Genomic DNA, 18,189 nt, shown 5'->3' with positions numbered 1-18,189 from the left:
GGATCGGTCGTTCAGGAGTGCGGGGCGTCGCCGCGCACCCGCATGAAGCGCGCGAACCGGGGCAGCCCGCTCGGGTGGGTGCCGTTGAAGCGGTACGTGACCCAAGTGCCGATGGCCGGCGGGTTCTCGCGGTCGGCATCGGTCAATCCGCTGCCGAGCCTGAACCGCTTGCCTTCGGGCGTTTCGACAATCAGCGCGCCGAGCCGCGCACTGTTGCGGCCCTTGCCGGTCACATGGCCGACCACGCGAGCTTCGGCGTCGTCGTAGGGCTTGACCTTGAGCAAGTCGTTGTTGCGCTCGCTGCGATAAGGCGAGCTGCCGCGGTGCAGCATCAGGCCTTCGCCGCCCATCTTCATCGTCTTGTCGAGCAGGGCCTGCAGTTCGGCGTGCGTGGTGGCGCGCTCCTGCGGCACGGCGACGACCCACGGTGCATCGGTGATCGGCAGCAGCTTTCGCAGGGCCGCAAGGCGCGTCGTGAAGTCGCCGGGCTGAGCCGGCAGGTCGAACACCATGAAGCGCATTTCGCGCCAGGCCGCATCGTTGGGCGTCTGGCTGCGCACGGTGGACATGGCATGCGCAAACCGGCCACGGCCGGCCCACAACTCGCCGTCGAGCGGCTGCCTGGGCAGCGAGGCCGTGAACCAGGCCGGCGCCGCCACGGGCTCGCCGCCGCGCGTCCAGAGTTGCTTGCCGTCCCAGTAGCCGCGCAGGCCGTCGTATTTTTCACTGACCCAGTAGTCGTCCAGCGACATGCCGGGGCGGTAGACCTCGGCCAGCATCAGCGAGGGCGCCGCGTTGCGCGCGAACGTGGCGCGCCCCAGGGTCAGGCCCAGGCCCGCGAGCAGAAGGGAGCGTCGATTCAGCACGATGCCGTGAAACAGGTCGCGATATGCGCAAACCCGGGGAGCGCATGCACGCGCGCCCCGGTTGAGAAATTACTCTGCCATGCCCCCGACGACGTTGCTGAAGCCGCCGTCCACGTAGGTGATCTCGGCCGTGACGCCGCTGGCCAGGTCGCTCAGCAGGAAGGCGGCCACGTTGCCCACTTCCTCGATCGTCACATTGCGGCCAAGCGGCGAGGCGTCGGCCACGGCGGCCAGCATCTTGCCGAAGCCCTTGATACCGCTCGCGGCCAGCGTCTTGATCGGGCCGGCGCTGATGCCGTTGACCCGCATGCCCTTGGGGCCGAGCGAGGCGGCGGTGTAGCGCACCGAGGCTTCGAGCGAGGCCTTGGCCAGGCCCATGGTGTTGTAGTTGGGCAGCGCGCGCTCGGCGCCCAGGTAGGTCAGGGTCAGCAGCGCCGACTTGTCGTTGAGGTAGGGCAGGGCCGCCTTGGCCATGGCCGGGAAGCTGTAGGCGCTGATGTCGTGCGCGATCCGGAAGCCTTCGCGCGACAGGCCTTCGAGGAAGTCGCCTGCGATGGATTCGCGCGTGGCGAAGCCGATGCTGTGCACGAAGCCGTCGAACTTGGGCCAGGTCTGCGCGAGGTCGGTGAAGAGCTTCTCGATCTGCGCGTCGTCGCCCACGTCGCAATCAAAAATCAGCTTGGAGCCGAAATCCGCGGCGAATTCGGTGATACGGTCCTTGAATCGCTCGCCGACATACCCGAAGGCGAGCTCCGCGCCTTGTTCGTGGCACGCCTTGGCAATGCCGTAAGCGATCGAGCGATTGCTCAACACGCCGGTGATCAACAGTTTTTTGCCGGAAAGAAAGCCCATGACGTTGCCTCGTGAAAATCTTGGGCAGAATTCTCGCATGCGAGGTTGGCTGCTTTGGATGGTGTTGGCGCTCTCGGCGGCTCCTTCGTGGGCTGCCCATGCCTACGCGCAGTTTGGGGATATCAAGTATCCGGCCGGGTTCACGCACTTCGACTATGTGAACCCGCAGGCACCGAAGGGCGGCGAGATCCGCATGGTGCCGCCGACCCGCCCGACCAACTTCGACAAGTTCAACCCTTTCACGCTCAAGGGCACGGCGCCCTCGGGGCTGGGCCCGCTGATGTTCGAGAGCCTGCTCATCGGCAACATGGAAGAGCCGACCACCGTGTACGGCCTGCTGGCCGACGATGTGGAAGTCGCGCCTGACCGGCTTTCCGCCACCTTCCGCATCAACCCCAAGGCGCGCTTCAACGACGGATCGCCGGTGCTTGCCGCCGACGTCGTGCATTCGTTCAAGACCCTGACGAGCAAGCTTGCTTCGCCGGTGTATCGCACCATCTACGCCGAAGTCAAAGGTGCAAGCGCCTTGAACGAGAGGACCGTTCGCTTCGACTTCGCCAACCCGAACCGGGAGTTGCCGCTGGTGGTCGGCGGCATGGCCGTGTTCAGCCGCAAGTGGGGGGCGGGCAAGCCTTTCGACCAGATCACGACCGAGGTGCCGATCGCCTCCGGGCCTTACCGGCCGGTCAGCGACCGGCTGGGCCGCGACATCACCTACGTGCGCAACCCGGACTACTGGGGTGTAGACCTCGCGGTGCGCAAGGGCCAGTTCAACTTCGACCGCGTCACCTACAAGGTGTACCTTGACGAAACCTCGAGGTTCGAGGGACTCAAGGCCGGTGAGTTCGACTTCATGCGCGAATTCACGTCGCGCAACTGGGCGCGGCAGTACAAGGGCAAGCAGTTCGACAGCGGCGAGATCCTCAAGCGCGAGTTCAAGAACAACAACCCCGGGGACTTCCAGGGCTACGTCTTCAATGCGCGCAAGGAGAAGTTCAAGGACGTTCGCGTGCGCCAGGCGATCGGCCTCGCGGTCGATTTCGAGTGGCTCAATCGCCAGCTTTTCTACGGCATCTACACGCGGGTGCAAGGTTACTTTCCCAACAGCGAGTTTCACGCCGAAGGCTTGCCTAAGCCAGACGAGCTGGCACTCATGGCGCCGCTTCGGGGCAAGCTCCGGCCGGAAGTTTTCGGCCCGGCGCCCGTGCCGTCGAGCACCGTGCCGCCCCACAGCCTGCGCGAAAACCTGCGCCAGGCGCGCGCGCTTCTGTCCGAGGCCGGCTGGAACTACAAGGACGGCGCCCTGCGCAATGCGAAAGGCGAAGCGTTCACCATCGAGTTCCTCAACGACCAGCCGTCGCTGATCCGGGTGGCAACGCCGTTCCAGGCTGCGCTGCGCAAGCTGGGAATCGAGATGACCTTCCGGACGGTCGACTTCTCGCTGGCGCAGCAGCGCATGGACAACTTCGACTTCGAGATGACTTCGCGACGCCTGCCCGGCAGCAACGCTCCGGGGGGCGAGCTCTTCGAGTTCTTCGGTTCCAAGGCGGCGGAAACCCCGGGCTCGGCCAACTCATGGGGCGTGGCCGACCCGGCCGTCGACGCCATCTTGGGCAAGGTGGCAACGGCCACCACGCGTGAGGAACTCGCCACCGCGATGCGCACGCTCGACCGCGTGCTATCGAACGGCTACTACTCGATCCCGCAGTACTACAGCAATTCATTCCTGATCGGATACCGTCCGCGCGGCTTTGTGCTGCCTGCGACGATTCCGCCGTACTACCAGGCCGACGATTGGGCGTTGTCGACCTGGTGGGCTTCGCCTTCCAACAAGTAGAGTCAGGCACGAATACCCATGGCGAGCTACATCCTCAAGCGCCTGCTGCTGATGATCCCCACGCTGCTCGGCGTGCTGATCGTCACCTTTGCCGTGATTCAGTTCGTGCCGGGCGGACCGGTGGAGCAGCTGGTTTCCCAGCTCCAAGGCAGGGACTCGGGCGGGGAGGGCGCGGCTGCCAGCGGCGCCGGGTACCGCGGCCGCCAGGGGCTGGATCCGCAGCGCATCGAAGAAATCAAGGTGCTCTATGGTTTCGACAAACCTGCGCATGAGCGCTTCTGGACCATGCTGAAGTCGTTTGCGCGCTTCGATCTGGGCACCAGCTTCTATCAGCGCAAGGCCGTATGGGACCTGGTCAAGGAGAAACTGCCTGTCTCCATCAGCCTGGGCCTCTGGACCTTCTTCATCAGCTACCTCATCGCGGTTCCCCTGGGTGTGGCCAAGGCTGTGCGGGCGGGTTCGCGCTTCGACTTCGTCACCACGCTCATCGTGCTCATCGGCTATGCCATTCCGGGCTTCGTGCTCGGCGTGGCGCTGCTGGTGGTCTTCGGGGGAACGCTGCAATGGTTTCCGCTTCGGGGGCTGACCTCGCCCAACTGGGAGACCCTGAGTTGGGGCGCCCGCATCGTCGACTACCTGTGGCACATCGCCTTGCCGGTTTCGGCGATGGTGCTCGGCAGCTTTGCTGTCACGGCCATGCTGACCAAGAACTCCTTTCTCGAGGAAATCCGCAAGCAGTACGTGCTGACGGCCCGGGCCAAGGGGCTCACCGAACGGCAAGTGCTCTGGAAGCATGTCTTTCGCAACGCGCTGATTCCGATCATCACGGGCTTTCCGGCCGCGTTCATCGGCGCTTTCTTCACCGGGGCGCTGCTGATCGAAACGCTGTTCACGCTCGACGGCCTGGGCTTGCTGAGCTATGAAAGCGTGATCCGCCGCGACTATCCGGTGGTGCTGGGCACGCTGTACCTTTTCACGCTGATCGGGCTGGTGACCAAGCTGATCTCCGACCTTTGCTATGTCTGGGTCGATCCGAGGGTGAAGTTTGACTAGCGCGCCCGTCGTCACCTCGGTCAGCCCGCGCCTTCGCGCCTGGCGGCGCTTTCGCCGCAATCCGCTGGGCTTCTGGAGCCTTGTCGTCTTTTCGACGCTCGTGGTGCTGAGTCTCTTTGCGGAGGTGATTTCCACCGACAAGCCGCTGGTCGTGCGCTACGAAGGACAGACCTATTTCCCGGTGCTGCGCGACTACTCCGAGAAGACCTTCGGCGGCGATTTCGAAACGCCGGCCGATTACCTGGACCCCTTCATCCGTGATCGCATCACCGCAGGCGCCAACTGGGCGGTCTATGCGCCCAATCGCTACGGTCCGCGCACCCTCAACTACTTTGCAACGCAACCCAATCCGGCCGCGCCGTCGAGCGAGAACTTCCTGGGCTCCGACGACAGGGGGCGCGACCTGCTGGCGCAGTTGATCTACGGGTTCCGCGTCAGCGTGCTGTTCGCGCTGGCGCTCACCGCCATCGGGGTGCTGCTCGGCATCGTCACCGGTGCGGTGCAGGGGTTCTTCGGCGGCAAGACCGACCTGACGTTCCAGCGTTTCATCGAAATCTGGAGTTCCATGCCGGAGCTCTACCTGCTGATCATCTTCAGCGCGATCTTCACGCCCAGTGTCTCGTTGCTGCTCATTCTGTTGAGCATGTTCGGCTGGATGTCGCTCTCGGACTACGTGCGCGCCGAATTCCTGCGCAACCGCCAGATGGACTACGTGCGCGCCGCGCGCGCCCTCGGCGTGAGCAACATGCAGATCATGTGGCGCCACATCCTGCCCAACAGCATGGTGCCGGTCGTCACCTTTCTGCCGTTCCGCATGAGCGCCGCGATCCTTGCGCTCACCTCGCTCGATTTCCTGGGGCTGGGCGTGCCGCCCGGCACGCCGTCGCTGGGCGAACTGCTGAGCCAGGGCAAGGCCAACATCGATGCCTGGTGGATTTCGCTCTCAACCTTCGCCGTGCTGGTCGTCACGCTGATGCTCCTGACCTTCATGGGCGACGCGCTGCGCGATGCGCTCGATCCGCGGAAGGCCGACAAGTGAACGCCGCGGCAACGAACACTCCCTTGGTCGACGTGAAAGGCCTGCGCGTCTCTTTCAGCGGCAAGGAGGTGGTGCACGGCATCGACTTCCAGATTGCTGCCGGCGAAAAACTGGCGCTGGTGGGCGAGTCGGGCTCGGGCAAGACCGTCACGGCGCTCTCGCTGCTTCGGCTGGTGCAGAACGCCGAGTTGACCGGCGCCGCGAAATTCCTCGGCGCTGACGGGGCGTCGCAGAACGCGCGCGACCTGCTGGCCATCCCGGAGCGCGAGTTGCGCGGGATCCGCGGCAAGGAGATCGCGATGATCTTCCAGGAGCCGATGACGGCGCTCAACGCGCTCTACACCGTGGGCGACCAGATCGCCGAGGTGCTCGAGCTGCACGAGGGCCTGTCTGCCAAAGAAGCGCAGGCGGCGGCCGTCCAGTTGCTCGCCGACACCGGCATTCCCGAGCCGGCGCGGCGGGCCAGGTCGTTCCCGCACCAACTGTCCGGCGGCCAACGCCAGCGCGCCATGATCGCGATGGCGCTGGCCTGCAAGCCGCGCCTGCTGCTGGCCGACGAACCGACCACGGCGCTCGACGTGACCGTGCGCGCGCAGATCCTCGAACTGCTGGCCGAACTGCAACGCAAGTACGGCATGGCGGTGCTGCTGATCACCCACGACCTGAACCTGGTTCGCCGTTTCGCCGACCGCGTGGCAGTGATGGAAAGCGGCCACATCGTCGAGCAGGGCGCCGTGGCCGCCGTGTTCGACGCGCCGCAGCATGCCTACACCCGCAAGCTCATCGACAGCCATCCGACGCGCGATGTGGCCCCGGTGGCCGTTCGCCCGGATGCGGCGCCGGTGCTCCAGGCCGATGCCTTGCGCGTCGGCTATCCGGTCGTAAGACCCGGATTCGCCGGCTGGTTCCGCAGGGGCGAGTTCGTCGCTGTGCAGGGCGCCGATTTCCGCATCCTGCCGGGAGAAACGCTGGGTGTGGTCGGCGAGTCGGGGTCGGGCAAGTCGACGCTGGCGCTGGCGGCGCTCGGGCTGCTGAAGCACCAAGGGGTGCTGAAGGTGGGCGGCAAGGGCTGGGCGGTCGACCGTGCATCGGACCTGGCGCTTCGGCGCACGATGCAGGTCGTGTTTCAGGACCCGTTCTCCTCGCTCTCGCCGCGCATGACGGTCGAGCAGATCGTGGGGGAGGGGCTGCGGGTTCATGCGCCCCAACTCGATGCCCAGGCCCGCCGTGCCCGTGCGCTCACGGCGCTGGCCGACGTGGGTTTGACGGAGGCCCAGTTTCCCGCGCTGCTCGACCGCTATCCGCACGAGTTCTCGGGCGGGCAACGCCAGCGGCTGGCGATTGCCAGGGCGCTGATCGTCGATCCGCAACTGCTGGTGCTCGACGAGCCCACCAGCGCGCTGGACGTCACTATTCAGAAGCAGGTGCTGGGCCTGCTGCAGCGGCTGCAGCGGGAGCGCGGACTGAGCTACCTGCTGATCACGCACGACGTCGAGGTGATCCGCGCCATGGCGCACCAGGTCATCGTGATGAAGGACGGCGCCATCCTGGAAGCCGGGCCGGTCGAGCGCGTGCTGGATGCGCCCGAGCACCCCTACACACAGAAACTGGTGGCCGCCGCGCTGCTGGAATAGAACGAAGAAAGAACAAGAGATGTCGGGATACGGACAGGGCCGCCGCGGGGCCTGGCGCGCGGCGCTGGCCTGCATGGTCACGCTGGCGGTGGCCATGGGCCTCGGGCGCTTCGCCTTCACGCCCATGCTGCCCATCATGCTGGGCGAGGGGAAGCTGGAGCTCGCCGGAGGCGGGGTGCTGGCGTCGCTCAACTACCTGGGCTACTTTTTCGGCGCCGTGAGCTGCGCGGCCATCGGCATCAAGGCGTCGAGCATGGTGCGCGGCGGACTGATCGCCACGGCGGCCTTGCTGATCGGGATGGGCTTGTTCCACAGCTTCACGGGCTGGGGCATCCTGCGCGCGGCTGCCGGGGTGATGAGTGCCTGGGTCTTCGTGTTCGCATCGGGTTGGGGGATGCGGCGGCTGGCTGAAACGAACGCTCCGATGCTGGCCGGTGTGATCTACACGGGCCCTGGTATCGGCATCGCGATGACCGGGCTGCTGGGTGGTGCGCTCGGGCGCTGGGGATCGGAAGCAGGGTGGATCGGCCTGGGGCTGTTGGCGGTGGTGCTCATCGCTGTCATCTGGCGGGTTTTCGACGATGGCGAGGCGGCAACAGTGGCCGGCGCTGCCGCTGGCGCACCTGTCGCGGCCAGTGCCGCTGGCGGAGCTTCGGGGGCCGCTCGCAGCGACGCGATCTGGCTGGTTGCGCTTTATGGGCTTGCGGGCTTCGGCTACATCATCACGGCGACCTTCTTGCCGGTGATTGCACGCCATGCGCTGCCGGGGTCGTCCTGGCCCGACTTCTTCTGGCCGCTGTTCGGTGCGGCGATCATTCCGGGCGCGCTGATCGGCGCCCGCGCCCCGGCCCATTGGGACAACCGCTTGTTGCTGGCGGCCGCCTATGCGCTGCAGGCGCTCGGCGTGTTGCTGTCGGTAGCGTGGCCCACGGTCGTGGGCTTTGCATTCGGCAGTCTGCTGCTGGGCATGCCCTTTACCGCCATCACGCTTTTCGCGATGCGGGAGGCGCGTCGGCTGCGCGGCAACTCGGCGGCCGGGTTGATCGGCTACGCCACGGCGTCGTACGGGGTGGGGCAGATCATCGGGCCGCTGTTTGCGGCGCCGCTGGCCCAGCGCACCGGCTCGTTTCAGCTTCCGCTGCTGGTTGCGGCGGTGGCGTTGGCGCTCGGCGCGCTGCTGTTTGCGGTGGTCTGGTCGAAATCTCGCGCTTTGAAGGCCGCCTGAGCCCCAATGGCCCTTCATTTATCACACGAATAGCATATAATTCGAGGCTCACGACCAAACGGGCGGGTACCAACCGCCCGTTTTTTTTGGTCTATGCATTCTTGATCGTTCAATTCGCCACCGGGGATTCTTTGGCCCCGGCTGTCGGGATGAGGCGAATTCAGCGAATTCGGTAATTAATAAAGGCACTTTCGAACACGTGGCATTGCAGCAAGTAGTTGAACAAACCGTGGCCGGTCTCGGTTACGACCTGGTCGAAACCGAGCGTTCGGCCGGGGGATTGCTGCGCGTGACGATTGATTTGCCCTGGACGGCCCCCACCTCCGAAGCTGTGGCTGCCGGCGTGCCGGAGCCCTTCGTGACGGTCGAGGACTGCGAGAAGGTCACGCGCCAGTTGCAGTTCGCGCTGGAGGTTGAAAACGTCGAATACAAGCGGCTCGAGGTGTCCTCGCCCGGTATCGACAGGCCGCTGCGCAACGAGCAGGATTTCGAGCGTTTTGCAGGCCATGTGATCGACCTCACGCTCAAGGCGCCCATGGGTGCCGCGGCGGCGGGCCAGGTGTCGGCCACGCGCAAGAAGTTTCGCGGCACGCTGGAGCGTGTCGAGGGCGCCGACGGTGCCCGGGGATGGCAAATCGTCTGGAGCGATGCGCCCGAACCCAAGCCGGGTCAAAAAGTGAGCAAGAAGCGCGCGCCTGCACCGTTGCGGGCGCTGGGCTTTGTGCTGGACGAGCTGCGCGATGCGCGGCTCGCGCCGATTGTGGATTTCAAGGGCCGAAAGGCCAAAACCCAACCGGGTTTTTCGGATATTGACGACGGAACGAACGTTCCGGACTGACCAGAGGAGTGGTGGCATGAATCGCGAAATGTTGATGTTGGTGGATGCGATCTCGCGCGAGAAGAACGTCGAGCGCGACGTTGTCTTCGGCGCGGTCGAATCCGCACTGGCGCAAGCCACCAAGAAGCTCCATCAGGGCGATGTGGACATCCGTGTCGCGGTCGATCGCGACAGCGGCGACTACGAAACCTTCCGCCGCTGGCACGTCGTTCCGGATGAGGCCGGCCTGCAATTGCCCGACCAGGAAATCCTCCTGTTCGAAGCCAAGGAAGAAATGTCGGACATCGAGGTCGGCGAGTACATCGAAGAAGCGGTGGACTCGGTGCCTATCGGCCGCATCGGCGCCATGGCCGCCAAGCAGGTCATCCTGCAGAAGATCCGCGACGCCGAGCGCGAGATGCTGCTCAACGACTTCATGTCGCGCGGCGACAAGATCTTCGTGGGCACCGTCAAGCGGCTGGACAAGGGCGACATCATCGTCGAGGCCGGTCGTGTCGAAGGGCGCCTGCGCCGCAGCGAAATGATCGCCAAGGAAAACCTGCGCAACGGCGACCGCGTGCGGGCCATGATCATGGAGGTCGACCTGACGCTGCGCGGCGCGCCGATCATCCTGTCGCGCTCGGCGCCCGAATTCATGATCGAGCTGTTCCGCCAGGAAGTGCCCGAGATCGAACAAGGCCTGCTCGAAATCAAGAGCTGCGCCCGTGACCCGGGTTCGCGCGCCAAGATCGCCGTGCTCTCGCACGACAAGCGCGTCGACCCGATCGGCACCTGCGTCGGCGTGCGTGGCACCCGTGTCAATGCCGTCACGAACGAACTCGCCGGCGAGCGCGTCGACATCGTGCTGTGGAGCGAAGACCCGGCCCAGTTCGTGATTGGCGCCCTGGCCCCGGCCAACGTGTCCTCGATCGTGGTGGACGAAGAAAAGCACGCCATGGACGTGGTGGTCGACGAGGAAAACCTCGCTATCGCCATCGGCCGCGGCGGCCAGAACGTGCGCCTGGCTTCCGACCTCACCGGCTGGAAGATCAACATCATGGACGCCAACGAGTCCGCGCAGAAGCAGGCCGTCGAAACCGATGCCAGCCGCAAGCTTTTCATGGAAAAGCTCGATGTGGACGAGGAAATCGCCGACATCCTGATCGCCGAAGGTTTCAACAGCCTCGAAGAAGTCGCCTATGTGCCGATTTCCGAAATGCTGGAAATCGAAGCCTTCGACGAAGACACCATCAACGAGCTGCGCACGCGTGCCAAGGATGCACTGCTCACCATGGAAATCGCCAAGGAAGAAGGCGTAGAGACCCAGTCGGAGGTATCGCAGAACCTGCGCGACCTCGAAGGCCTGGACCCCGAGCTGATTCCCAAACTGGCCGAAGCGGGTGTGAACACCCGTGACGACCTCGCCGACCTCGCGGTCGATGAACTCACCGAGATCACCGGCCACAGCGCCGATGACGCCAAAGCCCTGATCTTGAAAGCCCGCGAACATTGGTTCGCCGGCCAAGAGTGACGGTCATGGAGGCACGAAACCAATATGTCCAGTACCACTGTCGCCGAGTTCGCGAACGAGCTCAAGAAGACTCCCGAAACCTTGCTTGACCAGCTCAAGAGCGCAGGCGTGCCCAAAGCGGCCGTCACCGATGCGCTCACCGAGGCTGACAAGCAGCGCCTGCTCGGCCACCTCAAGGCCAGCCACGGCACTGTCGAGCCGGAGCGCAAGAAGATCACGCTGACCAAGAAGTCGACCAGCGAGATCAAGCAGGCCGACGCCACCGGCCGCGCCCGCACCATCCAGGTCGAGGTGCGCAAGAAGCGCACCTTCATCCAGCGCGATGAAGGCCACCCGGCAACGCCCGAACACGCCCCGCAGGTCGCCGAAGCACGGGCAGCCGCGCCAGCCGTGCCTCACATCGACGAAGCCGAACTGGCCCGTCGCGAGGAAGAGGCACGTCGCCAGGCCGAGCTGATCCGCCGCCAGGAAGAAGAGCTGGTCGAAAAGCGCCGCCTGCGTGAAGAAACCGAAGCCCGCGAACGCGAGCAGGCCGAAAAGGCCGAGCGCGCGGAACAGGCCGAGCAGGAAGCCGCACGCGCCGCCGCCGAAAAGAAGGCCGCTGCCGCAGCCGCCGCAACGCCTGCCAAGGAAGCCGCCAAGCCGGTCGAGGCAAATGCCGCGGTTGTCGCCGCAGCCGCCGCCGAGCAGCTGGCCGCCGACACCAAGCTGGCCGCCCAGACCGCCGCCGCCCAGGCCAAGGAAGACGCGAAGGCCAAGGCCGCCGCCGAATCGAAGGCCCGTGCCGACGAGGAAGCCGCCCGCGCCAAGGACCTGGACGAGCGTCGCCGCAAGGCCCTCGCCGAAGCCGAAGCCATCCGCGCCATGATGAACGCACCGGCCCGCGTGCTGGTGCCGCACAAGGCGCCCGAGAAGCCGCAGCCCGAAAAGGCCGCGGTCAAGGGCACGTTGCACAAGCCGGCCACGCCGGCGGCACGTCCAGGCGCGCCCGCCGCTCCGGGTGCTGCTGCAGCCCCTGGCGCCGCCGGTGCCGGCAAGGAAGTCAAGTCGGCCAAGCTCTCGTCGAGCTGGGCTGGCGATCCTGCCAAGAAGAAGGAAATCAAGACCCGCGGCGATGCCAGCGGCGGTGTCGGTCGCGGCAACTGGCGCGGAGGCCCGCGCGGCCGCCGTGGCAACGACCGCGGGGGTCATGAAGACCACGCACCGGCCGCACCGGTCGAGGCACGCATCCTGGAAGTGCACGTGCCGGAAACCATCACGGTGGCCGAGCTCGCGCACAAGATGGCCGTCAAGGCCGGCGAAGTCATCAAGCATCTGATGAAGCTGGGCCAGATGGCGACCATCAACCAGTCGCTGGACCAGGACACCGCGATGATCCTGGTGGAGGAAATGGGTCACAACGCGGTGGTTGCCGCGCTGGACGATCCGGAAGCCTTCACCGACGAGGACGTGTCGGCGCAAACCGCAGAGCTTCTGCCGCGCGCCCCGGTCGTGACCGTCATGGGTCACGTCGACCACGGCAAGACCTCGCTGCTGGACTACATCCGCCGCGCCAAGGTTGCAGCGGGCGAAGCCGGCGGCATCACGCAGCACATCGGTGCCTACCACGTCGAAACCGAACGCGGCATGGTGTCGTTCCTCGACACCCCGGGTCACGAGGCGTTCACCGCCATGCGTGCCCGCGGTGCGCAGGCTACCGACATCGTGATTCTGGTGGTGGCGGCCGACGACGGCGTCATGCCCCAGACCAAGGAAGCCATCAAGCACGCGAAGGCGGCGGGTGTGCCGATCGTGGTTGCGATCAACAAGGTGGACAAGCCCGACGCCAACCTGGACCGCGTGAAGCAGGAACTGGTGGCCGAAGAGGTCGTGCCCGAAGAGTACGGCGGCGATGTGCCGTTCGTGCGGGTGTCGGCCAAGACGGGCGAGGGCATCGACGACCTGCTCGAGCAGGTGCTGCTGCAGGCCGAAGTGCTGGAACTCAAGGCGCCGGTGGATGCCGCTGCCAAGGGCCTGGTCATCGAAGCGCAACTCGACAAGGGCCGCGGCCCGGTCGCGACGGTGCTGATCCAGTCGGGCACGCTGAAGGCGGGCGACGTGGTGCTTGCCGGTTCGACCTATGGCCGCGTGCGCGCCATGCTGGACGAGAACGGCAAGACCATCAAGACCGCGGGTCCTTCGATTCCGGTCGAGATCCAGGGCCTGACCGAAGTGCCGCAAGCGGGCGACGAGTTCATGGTGATGGCCGACGAGCGCCGTGCGCGCGAAATCGCCACCTACCGTGCCGGCAAGTTCCGCAACACGAAGCTGGCGAAGGCCCAGGCCGCGAACCTGCAGAACATGTTCACCGACCTCTCGGCCGGCGAAGTGCAGACGCTGCGGATCATCATCAAGGCCGACGTGCAAGGCTCGCAGGAAGCACTGGCCCAGTCGCTGCTCAAGCTGGCGACCGAGGAAGTCAAGGTCCAGATGGTGTACGCCGGCGTCGGCGGCATCAGCGAAAGCGACATCAACCTCGCCATCGCCTCCAAGGCCATCGTGATCGGTTTCAACGTGCGTGCCGATTCCGGTGCGCGCAAGCTGGCCGAGAACAACGGCGTGCAACTGAACTACTACAGCATCATTTACGACGCCGTGGACGAGATCAAGATTGCGATGTCGGGCATGCTGGCACCGGAGCGCCGCGAAGAGATCATCGGCTCGGCCGAGATCCGCACGGTGTTCGTGGCTTCGAAGATCGGTACGGTCGCAGGTTCGTACGTCACTTCGGGCTCGGTCAACCGCAGCGCGCATTTCCGCCTGCTGCGCGACAACGTGGTGATCTACACCGGCGAAGTCGACTCGATCAAGCGCATGAAGGACGATGTCCGCGAAGTCCGCGAAGGTTTTGAGTGCGGTATCAAGCTCAAGAACTACAACGACATCAAAGAAGGCGATCAGCTCGAATTCTTCGAAATCAAGGAGATCGCGCGTACGTTGTAACGCGCGCCGCGATATCGAGCTCATTGCCGCGTTGCAGCCGTCTTGCCGTACTTGAAGTACTGTCTGCGACGGCGCGCCTTGCACTGAGCCCGATCTCGCGACGCTAGTGATTGATCAAATGCCCAAAAGAAAAGCTGCCACTCCCAACCGCGCGTTCAAGGTCGCCGATCAGATCCAGCGTGATCTGACGGAACTGATCGCGCGCGAGTTGAAGGACCCGCGCGTGGGCATGGTCACGGTCCAGGCGGTCGAGGTCACGCCCGACTATGCGCACGCGAAGATCTACTTCAGCATGCTCACGGGCGACGTTGAAGAGACCACCGCAGCGCTCAACCAGGCTGCAGGGTTCCTGCGCAACGGCCTGTTCAAGCGCCTCCACATCCACACCGTGCCGACGCTGCACTTCCTGTTCGACCGCACCACCGAGCGTGCGGCCGACATGAATGCGCTGATCGCGCAGGCCGTCGCTTCGCGTTCGAAAGACGACTAGCGATGAATGCGCCACGCACAAGGGTGCAGCGGCGCCCTGTGCATGGGGTGTTGTTGCTCGACAAACCGCTGGGACTTTCCAGCAACCAGGCCCTGCAAAAGGCCAAGTGGTTGCTGCGTGCCGAAAAAGCGGGCCATACCGGCACGCTCGATCCACTGGCCACCGGCGTCTTGCCGCTGTGCTTCGGCGCGGCCACCAAGTTCAGCCAGTTGCACCTCGACGCCGACAAGACCTACGAAGCCACGGCACGCCTGGGCATCAAGACCTCGACCGGCGACGCCGAGGGTGAGGTGATTGCCGAGCGCCCGGTGCACGTCACCGCTGACGACCTTGCCCGCGCCGAGGCGCAGTTCACCGGCCCGATCCGCCAGGTTCCGCCGATGCACAGCGCCCTCAAGAAGGACGGCAAGGCGCTCTACGAATACGCCCGCGAAGGCATCGAGATCGAACGCGCGCCGCGCGACGTGGTGATCCATGCATTGAAGATCACGCAGGCCGCTTCCGAATCGGCGGGCAACGCCATCCGCATCGTGGCTTCCGTGAGCAAGGGCACCTACATCCGCACGCTGGGCGAAGACATCGGCGAGGCGCTGGGCTGCGGCGCGCACCTCACATCGCTGCGCCGAACGGCCACCGGCGGTTTCGGCGTGGCGCAGTGCATCACGCTCGAGGCGCTCGAAGCCATGGGCGAGGAAGAGCGGCTGGCGCAGTTGTTGCCTGCCGAATCCCTGGTCGAGGGCCATACGGGCGTCACGCTCGGCAGCGAAGATGCGGGGCGCTTTCTGTCCGGCCTGCGCCGCCGTGGCGCCTGGCCCGATGCCGACCACGTGGCGGTGTTCGGCGACACGCCGCCCGCCTTTTTGGGGACGGCGCACATCGCCGCCAACGAACTGATCCCGGGGCGCTTGCTGAACCCCATCGAAATTCAGCAAATTCTTTTGAACGCACAACAGACCGAAGCGACACCATGAGTACCAAGCAAATCCGCAATATCGCCATCATTGCCCACGTGGACCATGGCAAGACCACCATGGTTGACCAGCTGCTGCGCCAGTCCGGCACCTTCGCCGACCACGAGAAGGTGGTCGACACGGTGATGGACAACAACGCCATCGAAAAGGAACGTGGCATCACGATCCTGGCCAAGAACTGCGCCGTGACCTGGGAAGGCACGCACATCAACATCGTCGACACCCCGGGCCACGCGGACTTCGGCGGTGAAGTGGAACGCGCGCTGTCGATGGTCGACGGCGTGGTGCTGCTGATCGACGCGCAGGAAGGCCCGATGCCGCAGACGCGCTTCGTGACCAAGAAGGCGCTGGCCCTGGGCCTGAAGCCGATCCTGGTCGTGAACAAGGTCGACAAGCCCGGCGCGAACCCCGACAAGGTGGTCAACGCCGCCTTCGACCTGTTCGACAAGCTCGGCGCGACCGACGAACAGCTCGACTTCCCGGTGGTTTACGCCTCGGGCATCAACGGCTGGTCTTCGCTCGAAGAAGGCGCTCCCGGCGAGCAGTGGGGTCCCGACATGTCGGCCCTGTTCAACACCATCCTGAAGCACGTTCCGGCGCAAAAGGGCGACCCTGAAGCGCCGCTGCAGCTGCAGATCTCCGCGCTCGACTTCTCGACCTTCGTCGGCCGCATCGGCGTGGGCCGTATCAGCCAGGGCACGCTGCGTCCGATGATGGACGTGGTGGTCATGGAAGGTCCGGACGGCAAGGCCGTCAAGGGCCGCGTCAATCAGGTGCTGACCTTTCAGGGCCTGGACCGCGTGCAGACCAACGAAGCCGGCCCGGGCGAAATCGTGCTGATCAACGGCATCACCGACATCGGTATCGGCGTGACCGTGACCGACCCCACCAACCCGGCGCCGCTGCCGATGCTCAAGGTCGACGAACCGACCCTGACCATGAACTTCTGCGTGAACACCAGCCCGCTGGCCGGCCGCGAAGGAAAATTCGTCACCAGCCGCCAGATCTGGGACCGCCTGCAAAAGGAACTGCAGCACAACGTCGCGCTGCGCGTGAACGAGACCGACGAAGAAGGCATCTTCGAAGTGATGGGCCGCGGCGAACTGCACCTGACCATCCTTCTGGAAAACATGCGCCGCGAAGGCTATGAAATGGCCGTGTCGAAGCCGCGCGTGGTGTTCCGCACCGTCAACGGCGAGAAGCACGAACCCATCGAGCTGGTGACCGCCGACATCGAAGACCAGCACCAGGGCGGCGTGATGCAGGCCCTGGGCGAGCGCAAGGGCGAACTGGTCAACATGGAACCGGATGGCCGCGGCCGCGTGCGCCTGGAATACCGCATTCCGGCGCGTGGCCTGATCGGCTTCACGAACGAATTCCTGAACCTGACGCGCGGCTCGGGCCTCATCAGCAACATCTTCGACAGCTACGAGCCGCACAAGGGCGACATCGGCAGCCGCAAGAACGGCGTGCTGATCTCCATGGACGACGGTGAAATCTTCACCTACGCCCTGGGCAAGCTGGACGACCGCGGCCGCATGTTCGTGCGCGCCAACGACCCGGTGTACGAAGGCATGATCGTCGGCATCCACAGCCGCGACAACGACCTGGTGGTGAACGCCACGCGCACCAAGCAGCTGACCAACTTCCGTGTCTCGGGCAAGGAAGACGCGATCAAGATCACGCCCCCGATCGAACTCACGCTCGAATACGGCGTGGAATTCATCGAGGACGACGAGCTGGTCGAAATCACGCCCAAGAGCGTGCGCCTGCGCAAGCGTTTCCTGAAGGAACACGAGCGCAAGCGCGCCGGCCGCGACACGTCGATGGGCTGATAGCCTTTCTCACGCTCAGCGGCTTTTCGCACCCTCATGCGCCTGACGCACGGCGGCGCCGTCTGGCTGATGGTCGTCGTGACCCTGATGTGGGCCACGGCGGGCGTCGTCACACGGCACCTTGCACAGGCGCACAGTTTCGAGATCACCTTCTGGCGCAGCCTCTTCACGATGCTGGCGCTGCTGGTGATCTTGCCGCTTTGGCGGGGACGTGCCGTGTTCGCGCAACTTCGCAGCGGCGGGCGCGAACTCTGGATTTCGGGCGTCTGCTGGGCTGTGATGTTCACGGCGTTCATGGTGGCGCTCACCCTGGCTTCGACGGCCAGCGTGCTGGTCACGATGGCGCTCGGGCCGCTGCTCACCGCGCTGGCCGCGCGCATTTTCATCGGTCACCGCCTGCCTGCGCGCACCTGGGCGGCCATCGTCGTGGCGGGCCTGGGGATCGGCTGGATGTACGGCACGCAGCTGATGCAGGGCGGCGGCGGCGGCGCGGGCGGCTCGCTGCTGGGAACGTTGGTGGCGCTCTGCGTGCCGCTGGCCGGGGCCACCAACTGGACCGTCGTGCAGCATGCGCACGCCAAGGGGCATGACATCGACCTGGTTCCCGCCGTGCTCATCGGCGCGGTGCTCAGCGCCTTGCTGACCTTGCCTTTCGCCTTGCCGTTTCAGGCGAGTGCGCCCGATCTCGGCCTGCTGGCGTTTCTCGGCGTGTTCCAGCTCGCGATTCCCTGCGTGCTGTCGGTGCTGTGCGCGCAGGTGCTGAAGGCGCCCGAGGTGGCCTTGCTGGCGTTGCTCGAAGTGATCTTCGGCATTGCGTTGGCCTGGCTTGGCGCGGGTGAAGAGCCCGCCGCGAGCGTGCTGACGGGCGGGGCGCTGGTGATCGGCGCGCTGGGTTTCAACGAACTGCTGGCGCTGCGCGGGCGCCGCGCCACGGTCGTCGACAACGCACTGCCGGGCGCGCACTAGTGTCCTGTCCCGTTAATTCGCCCGCATAGGCGGGTGAGTTTTTCGAGGATCGAATTGGCCGTTGCTGTCCATGTGAACGGCTTGCAGTTCT

At 65.3% G+C, this 18,189-nt stretch carries 14 protein-coding genes; 12 read left to right on the top strand and 2 right to left on the bottom strand.

The annotated features are described in order from the left end of the window. Positions 1 to 11: 11 nt before the first annotated feature. Both ABIC90_RS05950 and fabI read right to left on the bottom strand, forming a co-directional pair. Positions 12 to 866 (bottom strand): DNA ligase, encoded by an 855-nt coding sequence (locus tag ABIC90_RS05950; protein WP_354353151.1) that lies wholly within the window; start codon positions 864 to 866, stop codon positions 12 to 14. A gap of 69 nt (positions 867 to 935) precedes the next feature. Next, positions 936 to 1,718, bottom strand: a complete 783-nt coding sequence (gene fabI, locus ABIC90_RS05945; protein WP_354353150.1) for an enoyl-ACP reductase FabI — start codon at positions 1,716 to 1,718, stop codon at positions 936 to 938. Between the two features lie 37 nt (positions 1,719 to 1,755). On the opposite strand from fabI, the gene ABIC90_RS05940 reads away from it, so the two are divergent. The 12 genes from ABIC90_RS05940 to ABIC90_RS05885 all read left to right on the top strand — a co-directional run bounded on the left by ABIC90_RS05940 (position 1,756) and on the right by ABIC90_RS05885 (position 18,098). After that, positions 1,756 to 3,555, top strand: coding sequence for an extracellular solute-binding protein (locus ABIC90_RS05940; RefSeq protein ID WP_354353149.1), 1,800 nt, complete (start codon positions 1,756 to 1,758; stop codon positions 3,553 to 3,555). Positions 3,556 to 3,573: 18 nt separating this feature from the next. Then, complete coding sequence (locus ABIC90_RS05935) at positions 3,574 to 4,608, top strand: microcin C ABC transporter permease YejB (protein ID WP_354353148.1); 1,035 nt, start codon at positions 3,574 to 3,576, stop codon at positions 4,606 to 4,608. Further along, positions 4,601 to 5,647 (top strand): ABC transporter permease, encoded by a 1,047-nt coding sequence (locus ABIC90_RS05930; RefSeq protein ID WP_354353147.1) that lies wholly within the window; start codon positions 4,601 to 4,603, stop codon positions 5,645 to 5,647. Before ABIC90_RS05935 ends, ABIC90_RS05930 begins: the two co-directional genes overlap by 8 nt. Next, positions 5,644 to 7,281 carry an ABC transporter ATP-binding protein gene (locus ABIC90_RS05925; RefSeq protein WP_354353146.1) on the top strand — a complete coding sequence of 546 codons (1,638 nt, stop codon included), beginning with the start codon at positions 5,644 to 5,646 and terminating at the stop codon, positions 7,279 to 7,281. The genes ABIC90_RS05930 and ABIC90_RS05925 overlap by 4 nt, the downstream gene beginning before the upstream one ends. Before the next feature lie 19 nt (positions 7,282 to 7,300). After that, a complete protein-coding gene (locus tag ABIC90_RS05920; protein ID WP_354353145.1) occupies positions 7,301 to 8,506 on the top strand; it encodes a YbfB/YjiJ family MFS transporter in 1,206 nt (401 codons plus the stop codon). A 199-nt stretch (positions 8,507 to 8,705) separates the two neighbouring features. Then, positions 8,706 to 9,344, top strand: a complete 639-nt coding sequence (gene rimP / locus ABIC90_RS05915) for a ribosome maturation factor RimP (protein WP_354353144.1) — start codon at positions 8,706 to 8,708, stop codon at positions 9,342 to 9,344. 16 nt (positions 9,345 to 9,360) lie between these two features. Then, positions 9,361 to 10,854: a transcription termination factor NusA gene (gene nusA, locus ABIC90_RS05910; RefSeq protein ID WP_354353143.1), complete on the top strand. Its 1,494-nt coding sequence runs from the start codon at positions 9,361 to 9,363 to the stop codon at positions 10,852 to 10,854. 24 nt (positions 10,855 to 10,878) lie between these two features. Beyond that, complete coding sequence (gene infB / locus ABIC90_RS05905; RefSeq protein ID WP_354353142.1) at positions 10,879 to 13,836, top strand: translation initiation factor IF-2; 2,958 nt, start codon at positions 10,879 to 10,881, stop codon at positions 13,834 to 13,836. A gap of 118 nt (positions 13,837 to 13,954) precedes the next feature. After that, on the top strand, positions 13,955 to 14,326 hold the full coding sequence (gene rbfA / locus ABIC90_RS05900) for a 30S ribosome-binding factor RbfA (protein WP_354353141.1): 372 nt from the start codon (positions 13,955 to 13,957) through the stop codon (positions 14,324 to 14,326). A gap of 2 nt (positions 14,327 to 14,328) precedes the next feature. Then, entirely contained in the window at positions 14,329 to 15,297 is a 969-nt protein-coding gene (gene truB, locus ABIC90_RS05895) for a tRNA pseudouridine(55) synthase TruB (RefSeq protein WP_354353140.1), read from the top strand. Continuing rightward, positions 15,294 to 17,132 (top strand): translational GTPase TypA, encoded by a 1,839-nt coding sequence (gene typA / locus ABIC90_RS05890; RefSeq protein WP_354353139.1) that lies wholly within the window; start codon positions 15,294 to 15,296, stop codon positions 17,130 to 17,132. Before truB ends, typA begins: the two co-directional genes overlap by 4 nt. Before the next feature lie 36 nt (positions 17,133 to 17,168). Continuing rightward, positions 17,169 to 18,098, top strand: a complete 930-nt coding sequence (locus ABIC90_RS05885; RefSeq protein WP_354353138.1) for a DMT family transporter — start codon at positions 17,169 to 17,171, stop codon at positions 18,096 to 18,098. Positions 18,099 to 18,189: the final 91 nt, after the last annotated feature.

Source organism: Variovorax boronicumulans, assembly GCF_040544675.1.
GTDB lineage: Bacteria > Pseudomonadota > Gammaproteobacteria > Burkholderiales > Burkholderiaceae_C > Variovorax > Variovorax boronicumulans_D.
This window is presented reverse-complemented; position numbering and strand designations above follow the sequence as displayed.